Origin of the sequence: Mesorhizobium sp. B2-3-14 (assembly GCF_006442175.1) — a bacterium.
In the GTDB taxonomy this organism is placed as follows: domain Bacteria; phylum Pseudomonadota; class Alphaproteobacteria; order Rhizobiales; family Rhizobiaceae; genus Mesorhizobium; species Mesorhizobium australicum.
In genome coordinates, this window is sequence record NZ_VFVP01000001.1 from 869,016 (window position 1) to 882,906 (window position 13,891).

The window sequence follows — 13,891 nt, forward strand, 5'->3', positions numbered from 1 at the left end:
CTCCTCGGCAGCCGGCGGGCGTCACCCCACCTCATGAATGCCCCTCACCGCAAAGTCGTCCATGGCCTATCCGGACACCTATTACGCCCGCACCCTGACCGACCGGAAGACGCGGCCCCCGCTCAAAGGCGAGGCGCGATGTGACGTGGCCGTCGTCGGCGCCGGATTGGCGGGGCTGACGACAGCGCTGCAACTGGCGCGTGCCGGACTGCACGTCGTGGTGCTGGAAGCCCAGGTCGTCGGTTTCGGCGCTTCGGGACGCAATGGCGGCTTCGTCACGCCCGGCTTCGCCACCGGCGGCGACACTATCGCCGCACGTGTCGGCGAGGAGGCAGCGCGCGACCTGCACCGGCTGTCGATCGAAGGCATGGAATTCGTGCGCGACACCATCGAAGCGCTCGGAATATCGGCCGCCCAGCCGCGTGCCGGCCTGCTCAGCGTCTTGCGCTACGACGGCGGCGATGCGCTGAAGGCCTATGCCGACCAGATGGCACGCGACCACGGCTACGAGCTTCAATATCTGCGCGGCGAAGATGTGCGCGCGGTGCTGAAGTCGGCTCGCTACCACCAGGGCCTGCGCGACCCGAACGCCTTTCACATCCATCCGCTCAACTATCTGCGTTGCCTGGCCGACGAGATCGAGCGGCTGGGCGGCAAGATCCATGAGAGTTCCGAGGTCGTGCAATGCGACCTGTCGGGACCGCAAAAGATGCTGCGCACGAGCCAGGGCACGCTTCGGGCGCCCCAGATCGTGCTCGCGACCGGCGGCTATACCGGCCCGGTGTTCGGCCAGCTCTACCGCGCCTTTCTGCCCATCGCGACCTATGTGATGGTTTCCGAGGCGGCTCCCCGCCTCATCGCGCAAGCCGTCGCCACCACCGATGCCGTCGGCGACAACAGGCGGGCCGGCGACTATTATCGTCTGGTAGAGAGCGGCAATCGCCTTTTGTGGGGCGGGCGCATCACCACGCGTGCCGCTTCCGCCGACGCGCTGGCGCGCGAATTGCGCCGTGAAATGGTCGGCACCTACCCGCAGCTCGCCGGCCTCAAGACCGAATTGGCCTGGTCGGGGCTGATGTCCTATGCCCGGCATCTGATGCCCCAGATCGGGGAGCTGCAATCGGGCGTCTGGTACTGCACCGCTTTTGGTGGCCATGGCCTCAACACCACGGCGATTGCCGGAAAAATTGTCGCCGAGGGCATTCTGGGCGCTTCGGACCGGTATCGGCAATTCGCGCCATTCGGACTGAGCTGGGCCGGCGGCGCCGGTGGCCTGGCCGCCGCGCAGCTCACCTACTGGAAATTGCAGGCGCAGGACTGGTGGCGGGAACGCCGCGCCACCACCAAGGACAAGGTGACGGCATGATCGGCAGGCTGATGCTCTCCCATCCAGGGCTTGCCCGCCACGCGGCGGCCGCGCTTTTTCCCGCGCTGCTGGCCGCGGCCCTCTACGCCATGGGCATCAAGTCGAGCTGGATCGGCTCGGTGATGCCGCTTGCATCCGACTGGTTGCAGGCCAATCCAGCCTTGTCGCGCGCCCTCTCGGCCGTGTTGATCGCGCTCCTGGTTCTGGTGAACTGCAAGCTGCTGCTGCTCATGCCCCGACGCCAGCAGATCGCCGGCGTCTGGATCGAGCTGTTCGCGCTGCTGATGCTGTTCTTCTATTCCTTCGACCTCTCCTTTGCCTTCATTGCCAGGAAGGTCGGCTTCCTGATCACCCAGGGCGTCACCACGACGCTTTACATTTCAGCGATCTCGATTCTCATCGCAACGACCATCGCGCTTATCGGGGCCATCGCCAAACTGACCGGCAACGGCATCGTCTACGGGCTGGCCACCTTCTACACGTCGCTGTTTCGCGGCCTGCCGTTGCTGATGCAGATCTACATCATCTATCTCGGCCTGCCGCAGGTCGGCTATGTGATCGGCGCGGTGCCGGCCGGCATCGTTGCGTTGTCGCTGTGTTATGGCGCCTACATGACCGAGATCTTCCGCGCCGGCATCGAAAGCATCCCGCGCGGCCAAAGCGAAGGCGCCACTGCGCTCGGCCTGAGCCCCGGCCAGACCATGGCGCTGGTCATCCTGCCGCAGGCCATGCGCGTCATCATCCCGCCGACCGGCAACCAGTTCATCGCCATGCTGAAGGATTCCTCGCTGGTGTCGGTCGTCGGCGTCTGGGAGATCATGTATCTCGCCCGCACGATGGGCCAGACGGAGTTCCGCCATATCGAGATGCTGATCACCGCCTCGATGATCTATTGGATCCTGTCGATCGCGCTGGAATTCGGCCAGGCCTATCTCGAACGGCGCTTCGGCCGATCGGACCGCTAGGGGTTTGACGCCTAAAATCAGCGCGGCTGCGGTGCCTCGGCCTTCAGCCGCACAAGCTGGTCGCGCTGCAGCTCGAGCGCGGCGGTGACGAAGCGCCGGATGGTGGCAAGCTCGGCGTCGCCGAACGTGGCAATGAGCTTTTCACCTTCCCGCGCGATGGCGCCGTAATAGCGCGCCGAGAGCTCCCGTGTTGTCTCCGTTGCCTCGATAACCACCTTGCGCCTGTCCTCGAGGCTGCGCGTGCGCGTCAAGAGACCGCGCGCCTCCAGCCGATCGATCAGCGCGGTCACCGCGGCCGGCGTCAGCCCGGTCGCGGCCGCGATCGCGCCGGCCGATTGCGGGCCGCCATGCAGCAGTCCGATACAGTGGCGCTCGGCCATGTTGAGGCCGAGTCTCGCGCCTACCGCATTGTCATAGGCCTGCGTCGCGTCCTGCCACTGCATGATGGCAAGGCCGATCGCGGCGGTCAGTTCGGCGCGATCTCCGCTTGACGAATTTAGTTCGATCATCTAATTATCAATCTGTCTAACATTTAGACTATTATAGCAATATGCGGCCACGGCTTGCGATAGGCAAGGGGCGGCCGCCAACGAGGAGTGGAAAATGAGCCTGATCCAACAGCGTACGCCTCTCTCGCATGAGGAAGAGTTCAGATACGCGAAGCTGGCGATGGAATGGTACGGCTGGGGATCGCCTATCGGCCTCGGCATCCTGCTGGTGTCGCTCGCCGCCGCCGCCGTGCTGGTGCGCATCGCCCTCTACGGCTTTTGAGCCTCTGCCGGCGCCATCCTTGGCGTCGGCAGAACGGGTCGTGATCCGAGCAGGACGACTGCGCTCAGACCGTGATCACCTTGCTCAGGTGCTCACCCAGCCGGCAGGCGAGCGCGGTGATCGTCGTCGTTGGATTGGCTTGTCCCGACGTGCAAAAGACCGAAGAGCCGCCGACATAGAGATTGTCCATGCCATGCACCTTGCAGTTGGCGTCCACCACGCTCCTGGTGACGTCGGTGCCCATGCGCGTGCCGCCCATATGATGGTGGCCCGCCGTCTCTTCGTTGGTCGGATAATCGTCGCCCTTCGAGATCCAGTCGGCAATGCGCACCCGGCCCAGGTTCTTCTGGGCAAGCGTCGTGCCGAACAGCCTTAAGCCTTCGAGAAGGGTGCGGCGTTCCAGTTCCGATTTCTTCCAGTGCAGTTCGATGCGCGGCACGCCGGCATGGTCGACCTCGGTTTTCGACAGCTCGATCTGGTTCGAAGCCAGCGGCGCCTGTTCCCAGGCGACATAAAGCTGAGCGGCGCAACGCAGGTTCTGGTCGAGCTTGCCCGACACCCATTCCGCCATGTGCGGCGCCGTACAGGCAAGATCAGCGATCAGGCTCTTGACGCCCGGATAGGGAGTCTCGATCAGCCTGATGCCGAAATTCATGATCCTGAGCCGTTCCATCGCGGCAGCCATCGGCGAGAAGAAGGCCTCCTTGACGGCATCGACCTCGAACGCGCCGTCGTCGGCCAGGATGGCATTGCCGCCCTCGAAGGTCGGATGCTCCATCCAGTAGCGGCCAAGCGCCGTCGCGTTCGGCACGACGCCGCCGTTGGAGCGCCGGTTGGACCACAAAAGCAGCCGGGAATTCTCCAGTCCGCCGGTGCAGACGATGAAATAGTCGGCGCTGAACGAGCCGGCGTCCTGCCCGTTGGACCATAATCTGGCGCCGGTCACGCGTTTGCCATCTCCGGCAAGCTCGGTGGCGTAGGTGTTGAGCACGACGGCGATGTTTTTGCTCTGGTCGAGTTGGTCGCCGAACTTTTCTGCAAACCGGACCGCCGGGCTCTTGATCAGCTGCACCCAGCGAATGTCGTCCGAGATCGGCACATCTGGCCGGAAATCGGGAAGGTCGAGGATATCGCGCACTTCCGCAAGATAGGGTTCGATGTCGGCGCGCCGGATAGGCCAGCCGGTGTCCGGTGCCCAGGCTTTCGGCTCGAAATCCTGTTTGTCGAGCACGCGACACCAACCGGCCCAGTGATTGGAACTGCCGCCCATGAACCGCAACCGCGTGATATCGAGATCGAAGTAGGAATCGCCGACCGTCGTGCCGCGGTAGAAATCCTGCGACTCGTCGCTGAATTCCCGCGAGCCGGCTTCCAGCACCACGACCGGGATGCCGGCCGCGCCAAGTTTCCTGGCGATCGTGGTGCCGGCGGGGCCGGAACCAAGGACACAGACCTTTGGCGCGAAATTGGCGGCGCGATACGCGTCGTAGCTGTCGAAGATCATGCCAGGTCGCTCCGCTTCAGGATCCAGCCATTAACCTCGACGATCTCGTCGGGATTGGCCCGGGATGAACCGGCATGGGTGGCGTCGGCATCAGGCAGCTTGCGGAACAAGGACAGGGCAGGCAGGGCGATCAGCGCCTGCACGAGCGTGCGGCGCGACATTTTTTTGATCAAGAAACTCATGGCAGGCCTCTCGGCTGGGACTTCGATGCGCGTATGACATTCCCCGAACGGCACACGCATCGTCACGGAAGCCAGTATCGTGCCAAGCATGGCCTCAAGGCGGTAAAAAGCCTGACAAGCGGCACAACCGGATGCAAACAGGGTTAGAGATTTCTTAACCGGCCGGGTGTGCTGGCCAACCCGCTCATGCGGCTTCGGAAATGTCGGTATCGAGGATCGTCAGGTTGCGGCCCGCATGCTTGGCCTGGTAGAGGCGCCGGTCCGCAGCGCGCATCAGGTCCGATACGTTGACATCCTCGCCGCACACGGTGCCGCCGATGCTAACGGTCAACGGAATGGTTCGCTCATCGACGGGTCGGAAGCGGATCAGCTCGACCTCGCGACGGATCCGTTCGGCAACGCGCTTGGCCTCCTGTTCCGTGGCTCCGGTCAGAAACGCGCCGAACTCCTCGCCGCCGATCCGGCCGAGCACGTCGCCGCTGCGCACGCCGCGCTCGATGGCGCTGGCGATCAACAGCAGCGCGTCGTCCCCGGTCAGGTGACCGAAATTGTCATTGATCTTCTTGAAATGATCGGCGTCGATGATCAGCAGCGCGCCGCGGTCGGACTTGCGCCGGGAGCCGTCCAGCGCGGCAAAGAAGCTTTCCCGGTTGAGCATGCCGGTCATGTCGTCGCGGCTCGCCTTTTCCGCCAGGCGGCGGTGCGCCGCGGCGAGTTGGGCATGGGCACGGGCCAATTCGCGATGGGCATTTTTCAACCTGTCGCTCTGCCAGAACGTGCCGGCGCATGCCGTCCAGGCAAGGACCAGCGGACAGACCGTCGACGTCAGCCAGATCGTGCGCGTGACCGGGAATCCCATCGCTGGGACGATGATCAATGTCAGCAGGAGCGAGGCAGCGACGGAGGCGAAGGCGATGGCGGCGGATTTGAGAATAATGCTATTCATCGCGGGCTCCCCACAGGACTTGTCTCTGTGCCAGCAAGCCCTGAAGGCCACCTTTCCGGGATGGCTAAAATTTGAATCGTGAGGCCATTTCCGCCACTCTCGACGCGCATAAGTTGTGGATAAAGTCCCTTTCAGAATCCCTGTTTCATGCCATAAGGAGCGCATGACCACGCTTCCCGATCCCGCCCGCTTCGCCCATGTCACCGACTGGGTGTTCGACCTCGACAACACGCTCTACCCGCATCACTCGAATTTGTTCTCGCAGATCGACGTCAAGATGACCGCCTATGTCGGGGAACTGCTGGCGCTGCCGCGCGAGGAGGCGCGCAAGCTGCAGAAGGAGCTCTATCGCGAATACGGCACGACGCTGAACGGGCTGATGACGCGCCACGGCATCGATCCCGACGACTTTCTGGAGAAGGTCCATGACATCGACTATTCGTGGCTGGTGCCCGATCCTGTTCTCGGCACCGCCATCCGCCAGCTTCCCGGCCGCAAATTCATCTTCACCAATGGCGACCGCAGGCATGCCGAGCGCACCGCGCGCCAACTTGGCATCCTCGACCATTTCGACGACATTTTCGATATCGTCGCTGCCGGCCTCAATCCCAAGCCGGCGCGTCAGACCTATGAGAAGTTCGCCGAACTGCACGCCGTCACCGGCCACAATGCGGTGATGTTCGAGGACCTCGCCCGCAACCTGGCCGTGCCGAAGTCGCTGGGCATGACGACGGTTCTCGTGGTGCCGCGCAATTTCGAGCCGACCTTCTCGGAAATCTGGGAACGCGACCCGGCGCAGGAAGACGACGTCGACTACGTCACCGACGATCTCGCGGAATTTTTGACGGGAATAGTGAGTAGTGAGTAGTGAGTAGTGAGTAGTGGAGGAGCACACCTTTCGCTCGCTCACTACTGACTAATCCCTACTCACTAATTCCCACTGCCTACTCACTCACTCACTCCCTAGCTTGTAGAAGCGGCTGATGATGCCCCACGCTTCGTCGGCTGTGTCGACGAAATCGATGATGTCCTGGTCGCCCGGGCTGATCGTGCCCTGCTCGGCGAGGAAGTCGAGGTCGATCGCCCGCTTCCAGAAGGACTTGCCGAACAGGATCACCGGCACGCGCTCCATGCGTCCGGTCTGGATCAGCGTCAGCGTCTCGAAGAACTCGTCCATCGTGCCGAAGCCGCCGGGAAACACCGCCACGGCCTTGGCGCGCATGACGAAGTGCATCTTGCGGATGGCGAAATAGTGGAAGTTGAAACAGAGCTCCGGCGTCACATAGGGGTTCGGCGCCTGCTCGTGCGGCAGCACGATGTTGAGCCCGATCGACGGCGCGCCGACATCATCGGCGCCGCGGTTTCCCGCTTCCATGACGCCCGGACCGCCACCGGTCACCACCACATATTCGCGATAATATGACGTGGCCGACTGCTGCGAGCAGAGGCGGGCGAATTTGCGCGCCTCCTCGTAATATTTGCTGTTTTCCTCGAGGTTCTTCTTCTGCGTCTCGTTCTTGGCCGCCCAGGCCTCGCCGCCGGGCTCCGGCAGGCGCGCGCCGCCGAACAGGATCACGGTCGAACGAATGCCGCGCTCGGCGAGGATCATTTCCGGCTTCAGCAGTTCCAGTTGCAGCCTGACGGCGCGCAGCTCGCGCCGGGTCATGAAGTCGGGATCGTTCCAGGCCAGGCGGTAGGTCTCGGCCCGCGTTTGCGGCGTGTCCGGCACGCTTTTCGACCGCTCCAGATCCTCATCCGAGTGCGGCAGCGGCGTCCATCCCGCCTTTTCCATGGGAGTCATCGAATCCACCCGTCCATTCCTTTACTTGCGCCGTCCCATGACGCTGGCGCGATTGACCCCCATTCCACCTTAACATAGGGTCCGCGCGACTTTTAAACAGGTTAAGGCGCAGCCCTTAACAGCTTGGTAATGGAGCAAATTCATGTCGAAGCCCGATCTGGCGAGCCTCGAAAAGACCATCGACAGGGCCTTCGAGGAACGCGACGCCATTTCGACCGCGACCCGCGGCGAGGTGCGCGACGCCATCCAGTCGGCACTCGACCTGCTCGACCGCGGCACCGCCCGCGTCGCCGAGCGGCAGGCCGACGGCAAGTGGCATGTCAACCAGTGGCTGAAGAAGGCGGTGCTGCTCTCCTTCCGGCTCAATCCGATGGAGATCATCAAGGGCGGCCCCGGCGAGGCCGTGTGGTGGGACAAGGTGGCGTCCAAGTTCGACGGGTGGGGCGCCGTCGATTTCGAGAAGGCGGGCTTCCGCGCCGTGCCGTCGTCGATCGTGCGCCGTTCGGCCTATGTCGCGCCGGGCGCGGTTTTGATGCCGTCCTTCGTCAATGTCGGCGCCTATGTCGATAGCGGCACCATGGTCGATACCTGGGCCTCGGTCGGCTCCTGCGCCCAGATCGGCAAGAACGTGCACCTTTCGGGCGGCGTCGGCATCGGCGGCGTGCTGGAGCCGATGCAGGCCGGCCCCACCATCATCGAGGACAATTGCTTCATCGGGGCGCGTTCCGAAGTGGTCGAGGGCTGCATCGTGCGCGAAGGCTCCGTTCTGGGCATGGGCGTCTTCATCGGCCAGTCGACCAAGATCGTCGACCGCGCCACCGGCGAGATCTTCTATGGCGAGGTGCCGCCGAATTCCGTGGTCGTCGCCGGCTCGCTACCGGGCAAGGCATTTCCAAACAACGAGCCGGGCCCAGGTCTCTACTGCGCCGTCATCGTCAAGCGGGTCGACGCCAAGACCCGGTCCAAAACCTCGATCAACGAATTGCTGCGCGATTGATCTTTCCGCCGGGCAGGCGCACCTTCCGCCGGCGCGACAATCGGTCGCGCTGGTTCAACTGGAGGGGTGACATGGACTGGAAATATCTGCTCACAAGCTTTGATGGCCGCATCAACCGGGGCAAGTTCTGGGCTGGCATCGGCGTATTCATCGTTATCGGCATTATTGGTTTCATTCTCGATGCGATCCTCGGCACGCGTTTCACCACGGCCAGCGGTGCCCAGATCGGCATCATCGGCATCCTCTTCGCGCTGGCATCGATCTATTTCGCGATTGCCCTCTATGCCAAACGCTGGCACGACCGCAACAAGTCGGGCTGGTGGACGCTGATCGGCTTCGTACCCGTCATCGGTGGCATCTGGCTGCTGGTCGAACTCGGCATTCTCGAAGGCACCAGGGGTGCCAATCAATATGGATCGGACCCGCTTGCCTGAAAGATCGGATCTCAACTGGCTTTTCTTCAAGACCTCGGGCCGCGTCAGCCGCGCGGCCTATTTTCTCGGCGGGTTGCTCGTCGCCATCATCCAGGCATTTCCGCTGTACCGCTTCACGCTGGTGCCGGAGGGTTCGGCCGAGAGCAACATGTGGTCGTTCATCTTCTTCATCGCCTTCATCGCCTCGCTGTGGTCGAACATCGCGCTGGCGGTGAAGCGGCTGCACGACCTCGACAAGCCGGGTATCGCAGCGCTGATCCTGTTCGTGCCGGTCGTCTCGATCGTCGCCTTCCTTGTGTTGTGCCTGTTTCCAGGGCAGCCTGGACCCAACCGTTATGGCCGGCGCACCAACGAGCCGGCAGAATCAAAGAAATAGAGCATGACGTCGTCGGAAAACCGCTTCACACTTTTCGGCATCATGCCCTAGGGGGCCGATCGGATCGCCATGCGCTACCGCACGCTTGATCCGAAACTGATCATCGAAACCGCCGAGCGGCTGGAAGGGCGTGTGGCCGACCGTTTTCCGGAGGCCGGGTTGCGCGGCGTTGCCGCCGAACTTGTGTCGCTGTCGCGCGATCTGGCCAAGGCCGCCAAGGCCCTGGAAGCGCCTATCTGGTGGCTGCGTGGCATCATCGTCGCCGCCGTCATCGCGGGCGCGCTGATCTTCCTGTTCGTCGGCACCATCCTGCCGCTCATTCACATCTCCCAGGCCGACGACGCGGTCCAGTCGGTGCAAGGCATCGAAGCCACGATCAACATGATCATCCTCGCCGTGCTCGGCTTCCTGGCCCTGATCCGCACCGAGGAGCGCATCAAGCGCAAGCAGGTGTTTCGCCAGTTGCACGGCCTCAGATCGCTGATCCATGTCATCGACATGCACCAGTTGACCAAGGATCCGGCGGCGCTGTCGGCCAGCTTCAAGCCGACGGCGCATTCGCCGGCCCGTCTCACCAATGCCGCGGATCTCGCGCGCTATCTCGACTATTGCTCCGAAATGCTGTCGATCACCGGCAAGATCGCGGCGCTGTTCGCGCAATCCGTCAATGACGCCGTCGTCATCGACGGCGTCAACGACATCGAGAACCTGGCGTCCAACCTGTCGCGCAAGATCTGGCAGAAGATCACGTTGATCGACGGCCGGACGGCGGCGGCACAACCTTCTCCGGCACCAGGCTTGGCGAGCCAAGCCGCTCGGCTTCCGCCGCGCGCACCAGCGCGCTGATAAGCTGGACCGTCGGCGCCGGCGTACCGGCTTTTTCAGCGAGCCGCAAAACAGCGCCCTGCAAGTCGTCGATCTCGGTCGACCGCCCACGCTGCAGATCGTCCCACATCGACGAGCGCGCCTCGGGATCGATCGCCAGCATGCGCCGGGCCAGGAGCTTGAACAGCCAGTCGGGCAACCTGAGCACCTTCGGCAGCAGCGTCGGGCGCAGGCCGGCGATCCGCGCCGGCTCGATGCCGGAGGCTTTCATCGCCAGCAAGGCCTCGTCGATCTGGCTGGCCAGGATCAGCCGCCAGCGCCGGTCAGCGAGTTCAGTTGCCAGCGGCAGGCCCGACAGCGCCACCAGCGCATTGTTCAGGTTCATCAGAAGCTTGCCCCACAGCACGGCCTTCATATCGCCACGCGTTTCGACAGCCAGGCCTTCGGTGTCGAGAAGGTCGGCAAGGCCGACATTGCCTTCTTCGACCATAACCTTGCCGTCGCTGGCGCGGTGGACGCGCAACGGCAGCTCTCCATCGGCTGATTGCACGACATTGAACGGCACCATGCCAGCCAGCACCGTTCGCGGGCCAAGCGCCGCGCGCAGCCTGTCGGCGTTGTCGACGCCATTCTGCAGGCTTACCACCACGGCATCGGGACGGGCATGGGCCTTGATGAGTGCCGCCATTTCCCGCGTCGCGCCGCTCTTGACGGTGACCAGGATCACATCGGCCCCCGGCAAGGACGCGGCCGGATCGGCGGTGACGGCAAGCTCTGCCGGCTTGATCAGGCGATCGCGGTCCTCGAGGTCGCTGACGCGCAATCCGCCCTGCCGCAGCGCTGCCTCGATGCGCGGCCTGGCAAGCAGGACAACCCGCCGCCCGGCGAGCGCCAGGCAGCCGCCGGCATAACAGCCAATGCTGCCGGCGCCGGCAATGACGATCCTTTTTTCGCCGTTTGCCATCTCTTACTCCGCATCAGCCAGAACTATACGACATGAAAACCATAATGTCGGCGGTATCGTCGGCCATTGGCTTGGCCCTATGTCTGGCCGTGACAGGCCATTCGCTTTCGACTATCGCTTTTGCCATGACGCTGCCGACTGACCCCGCCGCAAACCTTGCCTCTCTCATCCGCTGTGCCTCGGTGACACCAGCCGAAGGCGGCGCGCTGAGCGCGCTGGAGGCGATGCTGAAGCCGCTCGGCTTCCTGGTCGATCGGCCGGTGTTCTCCGAAGACGGCACGCCCGACATCGAGAACCTCTATGCACGGCGCTCCGGCAATGGCCCGCATCTGATGTTCGCGGGTCATACCGACGTGGTGCCGGTCGGCGACGAAGCCGCCTGGACGCATCCGCCTTTCGCCGCCGATATCGCCAATGGCGAAATGTATGGCCGCGGCGCGGTCGACATGAAGGGCGGCATTGCCTGCTTCATCGCCGCGGTGGCGCGCCACGTCGAGGCAAATGGCGGCCCGAAGGGCTCGGTCTCGCTGCTGATCACCGGCGACGAGGAAGGGCCTGCCATCAACGGCACGGTCAAGCTGCTCGAATGGGCCGCGTCCAAAGGCGAGAAATGGGACGCCTCGATCGTCGGCGAGCCGACCAATCCGGACACGCTCGGCGACATGATCAAGATCGGCAGGCGCGGCTCGATGTCGGGGAGCATCACCGTCAATGGCCGCCAGGGCCATGCCGCTTATCCGCAGCTTGCCGACAACCCGGTGCGCGGCCTGATGAGCCTGGTGGACGCCTTGCTGCATCCCGTCTTCGACAAGGGAACCAAGGATTTCCAGCCGACCAACCTCGAGGTGACCTCCATCGATGTCGGCAACCCGGCCACCAACGTCATTCCTGCCAAGGCAACCGCCACCTTCAACATCCGCTTCAACGACAGCTGGACGGCCGAGACGGTCCAGGCGGAAATCCACAACCGCCTCGATCAGGCGGCTGGGCGCAAGAAATACCGACAGGGCAAGAAGACGCCAGTCGACTATGAGCTGGTCTGGCGCGACCGGCCGAGCCATGTCTTCCTGACCCGCGACGACAGGCTGGTCGAGACGCTGAGCGGCTCGGTCAAGGCGGTGGTCGGCAAAAAGCCGGCGCTATCCACCTCCGGCGGCACATCGGATGCGCGCTTCATCAAGGATTATTGCCCGGTGGTCGAATTCGGCCTGGTCGGCAAGACCATGCACATGGTCGACGAGCGCGTGGCCATCGCCGATCTGGAAACGCTGACGCGGATCTACCAGCGCTTCATCGACGACTGGTTCGGACAGGGCTGATCAGCATGCTTTCGGCGGACGAAACCCAAGCTTCGCTGACCGGCGCCTGGCGGCTGATGCTCGGCAAGGCCGACGGCCTGCGCCTGCTCGACCTCACGGCCGACGGCTTCTGGAATTCGTTCTTCGCCATCATCGTCGCGGCACCGGCGCTGATCGTCGGCTGGGTCGGCATCGCCAACGAGATCGGCGATCCCGATGCCTTCGCCGGCCGCTTCAGCATGCTGGTGCGACTGGCGACGGTCGATATCGGCTCCTGGGTACTGCCGCTGGTGGCGCTCGCCTTGGTGGCGCGGCGCGCCGGCATCGGCGGGCGCTTCGTCCACTATGTCGTGGCCAGCAACTGGGCCTCGGCGATCACTGCCTGGCTGATGCTGCCTTCGGCGCTGATCAGGCTTTTCCTGTCCTCGGCAAGCCAGGTCTCGAGCCTTGTGTCGCTGCTGTTATTTTCCCTGTCGATGGTGCTGACCTGGCGCATGACCAACGCGACGATCGGCAGGGGCGCTGCCTTCGGCACCGCCGTTTTCGTCGGCATGTTCGTCGCTTCGCTGCTGGTGCTGTTCGGACTGCAGATGCTGCTTGGCATCTCCGTGCCGGACGATGTCGGGGGCCAGAGCCTTTCCGGGCTTTATCCCGGATAGAACCAGGATTCTACCCGGGAGAACCAGGGTTCTACCCGGGATAATCGACGCCAATGAGAAAAAGCCCGTCGGGCGGCGCCACCTGGCCGCAGGCGGCGCGGTTTCGCGCCTCGAGCGCCGCCTTGAGGTCGCCCGATGTCCAGCCGCCGTCGCCGACCCGCTTCAGCGAGCCGACCATCGAGCGCACCTGGTTGTGCAGGAAGGATCGTGCCGATGCCCTCACCTCGATCAGATCATCGCCCGCCCGGCTCACATCGAGCCGCTCCAATGTCCTGATCGGGCTGTTAGCCTGGCACTGCGTCGAGCGGAAGGTGGTGAAGTCGTGCCGGCCGAGCAGGAGCTTCGCCGCTTCGTGCATGGCGGCGGCATCGAGCCGCTTCGGCACCCACCACACCTTACCCTTGTCCAGCGCCGAGGGCGCCCGCCGGTTGAGGATGCGGTAGAGATAGTGCCGGCCGATGGCGGAGAAACGGGCATCGAAATCGTCCGGGACGATCGTGGCCTTCAGGATGACTATGCGCGCGCCGGCCGCCTGCAGGTGTGCATTGACGGCATCGCGCACCTTGTCGTCGGGCCACGCCTTGGCAAGGTCGACATGCGCCACCTGCGCGGTCGCGTGCACGCCGGCATCGGTGCGGCCGGCGGCGCGCAGCCGGACCGCCTCGCCGCAGAATTTCTCGATCGCCTGCTCGATCGCCTGCTGCACCGAAGGCTGGTCGGCCTGATGCTGCCAGCCGGCAAACAGGCTGCCGTCATATTCGATATCGAGGCGAAAACGCGGCATGCCGGTCGGCTATACGCCC

At 63.9% G+C, this 13,891-nt stretch carries 17 protein-coding genes; 10 read left to right on the forward strand and 7 right to left on the reverse strand.

Annotated features, from left to right (window positions below; genetic code table 11):
- Positions 1-61: 61 nt before the first annotated feature.
- Together FJ950_RS04010 and FJ950_RS04015 are read left to right on the forward strand one after the other, a co-directional pair.
- Positions 62-1,366, forward strand: coding sequence for an FAD-binding oxidoreductase (locus FJ950_RS04010; protein ID WP_140615210.1), 1,305 nt, complete (start codon positions 62-64; stop codon positions 1,364-1,366).
- The gene (locus FJ950_RS04015; protein WP_015314419.1) at positions 1,363-2,331 is read left to right on the forward strand and encodes an amino acid ABC transporter permease; all 969 of its coding nucleotides are present in this window, start codon (positions 1,363-1,365) and stop codon (positions 2,329-2,331) included. The genes FJ950_RS04010 and FJ950_RS04015 overlap by 4 nt, the downstream gene beginning before the upstream one ends.
- Before the next feature lie 17 nt (positions 2,332-2,348).
- Here the strand turns inward: FJ950_RS04015 and FJ950_RS04020 are convergent, their stop codons facing one another.
- Positions 2,349-2,840 carry a MarR family transcriptional regulator gene (locus tag FJ950_RS04020; protein WP_140615212.1) on the reverse strand — a complete coding sequence of 164 codons (492 nt, stop codon included), beginning with the start codon at positions 2,838-2,840 and terminating at the stop codon, positions 2,349-2,351.
- Positions 2,841-2,934: 94 nt separating this feature from the next.
- Between FJ950_RS04020 and FJ950_RS29445 the strand changes: the two genes are divergently transcribed.
- Positions 2,935-3,102 carry a hypothetical protein gene (locus tag FJ950_RS29445; protein WP_015314421.1) on the forward strand — a complete coding sequence of 56 codons (168 nt, stop codon included), beginning with the start codon at positions 2,935-2,937 and terminating at the stop codon, positions 3,100-3,102.
- Positions 3,103-3,166: 64 nt separating this feature from the next.
- Here FJ950_RS29445 and FJ950_RS04025 read toward each other — a convergent pair whose 3' ends face one another.
- The 3 genes from FJ950_RS04025 to FJ950_RS04035 all read right to left on the reverse strand — a co-directional run bounded on the left by FJ950_RS04025 (position 3,167) and on the right by FJ950_RS04035 (position 5,734).
- Positions 3,167-4,606, reverse strand: a complete 1,440-nt coding sequence (locus tag FJ950_RS04025) for a GMC family oxidoreductase (protein ID WP_140615214.1) — start codon at positions 4,604-4,606, stop codon at positions 3,167-3,169.
- A complete protein-coding gene (locus tag FJ950_RS04030) occupies positions 4,603-4,788 on the reverse strand; it encodes a hypothetical protein (RefSeq protein WP_140615216.1) in 186 nt (61 codons plus the stop codon). Before FJ950_RS04030 ends, FJ950_RS04025 begins: the two co-directional genes overlap by 4 nt.
- A gap of 184 nt (positions 4,789-4,972) precedes the next feature.
- Complete coding sequence (locus FJ950_RS04035; RefSeq protein ID WP_140615443.1) at positions 4,973-5,734, reverse strand: GGDEF domain-containing protein; 762 nt, start codon at positions 5,732-5,734, stop codon at positions 4,973-4,975.
- A 163-nt stretch (positions 5,735-5,897) separates the two neighbouring features.
- Here FJ950_RS04035 and FJ950_RS04040 point away from each other — a divergent pair, with 163 nt between their 5' ends.
- Complete coding sequence (locus tag FJ950_RS04040) at positions 5,898-6,602, forward strand: pyrimidine 5'-nucleotidase (protein WP_015314425.1); 705 nt, start codon at positions 5,898-5,900, stop codon at positions 6,600-6,602.
- A gap of 84 nt (positions 6,603-6,686) precedes the next feature.
- On the opposite strand, the gene FJ950_RS04045 is transcribed toward FJ950_RS04040, so the two are convergent.
- Positions 6,687-7,535, reverse strand: a complete 849-nt coding sequence (locus FJ950_RS04045) for an LOG family protein (RefSeq protein ID WP_140615218.1) — start codon at positions 7,533-7,535, stop codon at positions 6,687-6,689.
- Between the two features lie 142 nt (positions 7,536-7,677).
- Between FJ950_RS04045 and dapD the strand changes: the two genes are divergently transcribed.
- The 4 genes from dapD to FJ950_RS04065 all read left to right on the forward strand — a co-directional run bounded on the left by dapD (position 7,678) and on the right by FJ950_RS04065 (position 10,188).
- Positions 7,678-8,532 (forward strand): 2,3,4,5-tetrahydropyridine-2,6-dicarboxylate N-succinyltransferase, encoded by an 855-nt coding sequence (gene dapD / locus FJ950_RS04050; protein WP_015314427.1) that lies wholly within the window; start codon positions 7,678-7,680, stop codon positions 8,530-8,532.
- Between the two features lie 71 nt (positions 8,533-8,603).
- Entirely contained in the window at positions 8,604-8,966 is a 363-nt protein-coding gene (locus FJ950_RS04055) for a DUF805 domain-containing protein (RefSeq protein WP_140615220.1), read from the forward strand.
- Positions 8,959-9,342: a DUF805 domain-containing protein gene (locus FJ950_RS04060; RefSeq protein WP_027143826.1), complete on the forward strand. Its 384-nt coding sequence runs from the start codon at positions 8,959-8,961 to the stop codon at positions 9,340-9,342. The genes FJ950_RS04055 and FJ950_RS04060 overlap by 8 nt, the downstream gene beginning before the upstream one ends.
- A 69-nt stretch (positions 9,343-9,411) precedes the next feature.
- Positions 9,412-10,188, forward strand: coding sequence for a hypothetical protein (locus FJ950_RS04065; RefSeq protein ID WP_140615222.1), 777 nt, complete (start codon positions 9,412-9,414; stop codon positions 10,186-10,188).
- Here the strand turns inward: FJ950_RS04065 and FJ950_RS04070 are convergent.
- On the reverse strand, positions 10,088-11,131 hold the full coding sequence (locus tag FJ950_RS04070) for a 2-dehydropantoate 2-reductase (RefSeq protein ID WP_140615224.1): 1,044 nt from the start codon (positions 11,129-11,131) through the stop codon (positions 10,088-10,090). The genes FJ950_RS04065 and FJ950_RS04070 overlap by 101 nt on opposite strands.
- A 125-nt stretch (positions 11,132-11,256) precedes the next feature.
- Here FJ950_RS04070 and dapE point away from each other — a divergent pair, with 125 nt between their 5' ends.
- Both dapE and FJ950_RS04080 read left to right on the forward strand, forming a co-directional pair.
- On the forward strand, positions 11,257-12,450 hold the full coding sequence (dapE, locus tag FJ950_RS04075) for a succinyl-diaminopimelate desuccinylase (RefSeq protein ID WP_140615226.1): 1,194 nt from the start codon (positions 11,257-11,259) through the stop codon (positions 12,448-12,450).
- Between the two features lie 5 nt (positions 12,451-12,455).
- Positions 12,456-13,088 carry a transporter gene (locus tag FJ950_RS04080; RefSeq protein WP_140615228.1) on the forward strand — a complete coding sequence of 211 codons (633 nt, stop codon included), beginning with the start codon at positions 12,456-12,458 and terminating at the stop codon, positions 13,086-13,088.
- Between the two features lie 31 nt (positions 13,089-13,119).
- On the opposite strand, the gene truA is transcribed toward FJ950_RS04080, so the two are convergent.
- Positions 13,120-13,872: a tRNA pseudouridine(38-40) synthase TruA gene (truA, locus tag FJ950_RS04085; protein WP_140615230.1), complete on the reverse strand. Its 753-nt coding sequence runs from the start codon at positions 13,870-13,872 to the stop codon at positions 13,120-13,122.
- Between the last annotated feature and the right edge of the window lie 19 nt (positions 13,873-13,891).

Bases quoted from the DNA above. Each gene is read 5' to 3' on its own strand.
- FJ950_RS04010 (WP_140615210.1), top strand. From the start codon at position 62: ATGGCCTATCCGGACACCTATTACGCCCGCACCCTGACCGACCGGAAG.
- FJ950_RS04015 (WP_015314419.1), top strand. From the start codon at position 1,363: ATGATCGGCAGGCTGATGCTCTCCCATCCAGGGCTTGCCCGCCACGCG.
- FJ950_RS04020 (WP_140615212.1), bottom strand. From the start codon at position 2,840: ATGATCGAACTAAATTCGTCAAGCGGAGATCGCGCCGAACTGACCGCC.
- FJ950_RS29445 (WP_015314421.1), top strand. From the start codon at position 2,935: ATGAGCCTGATCCAACAGCGTACGCCTCTCTCGCATGAGGAAGAGTTC.
- FJ950_RS04025 (WP_140615214.1), bottom strand. From the start codon at position 4,606: ATGATCTTCGACAGCTACGACGCGTATCGCGCCGCCAATTTCGCGCCA.
- FJ950_RS04030 (WP_140615216.1), bottom strand. From the start codon at position 4,788: ATGAGTTTCTTGATCAAAAAAATGTCGCGCCGCACGCTCGTGCAGGCG.
- FJ950_RS04035 (WP_140615443.1), bottom strand. From the start codon at position 5,734: ATGAATAGCATTATTCTCAAATCCGCCGCCATCGCCTTCGCCTCCGTC.
- FJ950_RS04040 (WP_015314425.1), top strand. From the start codon at position 5,898: ATGACCACGCTTCCCGATCCCGCCCGCTTCGCCCATGTCACCGACTGG.
- FJ950_RS04045 (WP_140615218.1), bottom strand. From the start codon at position 7,535: ATGACTCCCATGGAAAAGGCGGGATGGACGCCGCTGCCGCACTCGGAT.
- dapD (WP_015314427.1), top strand. From the start codon at position 7,678: ATGTCGAAGCCCGATCTGGCGAGCCTCGAAAAGACCATCGACAGGGCC.
- FJ950_RS04055 (WP_140615220.1), top strand. From the start codon at position 8,604: ATGGACTGGAAATATCTGCTCACAAGCTTTGATGGCCGCATCAACCGG.
- FJ950_RS04065 (WP_140615222.1), top strand. From the start codon at position 9,412: ATGCGCTACCGCACGCTTGATCCGAAACTGATCATCGAAACCGCCGAG.
- FJ950_RS04070 (WP_140615224.1), bottom strand. From the start codon at position 11,131: ATGGCAAACGGCGAAAAAAGGATCGTCATTGCCGGCGCCGGCAGCATT.
- dapE (WP_140615226.1), top strand. From the start codon at position 11,257: ATGACGCTGCCGACTGACCCCGCCGCAAACCTTGCCTCTCTCATCCGC.
- FJ950_RS04080 (WP_140615228.1), top strand. From the start codon at position 12,456: ATGCTTTCGGCGGACGAAACCCAAGCTTCGCTGACCGGCGCCTGGCGG.
- truA (WP_140615230.1), bottom strand. From the start codon at position 13,872: ATGCCGCGTTTTCGCCTCGATATCGAATATGACGGCAGCCTGTTTGCC.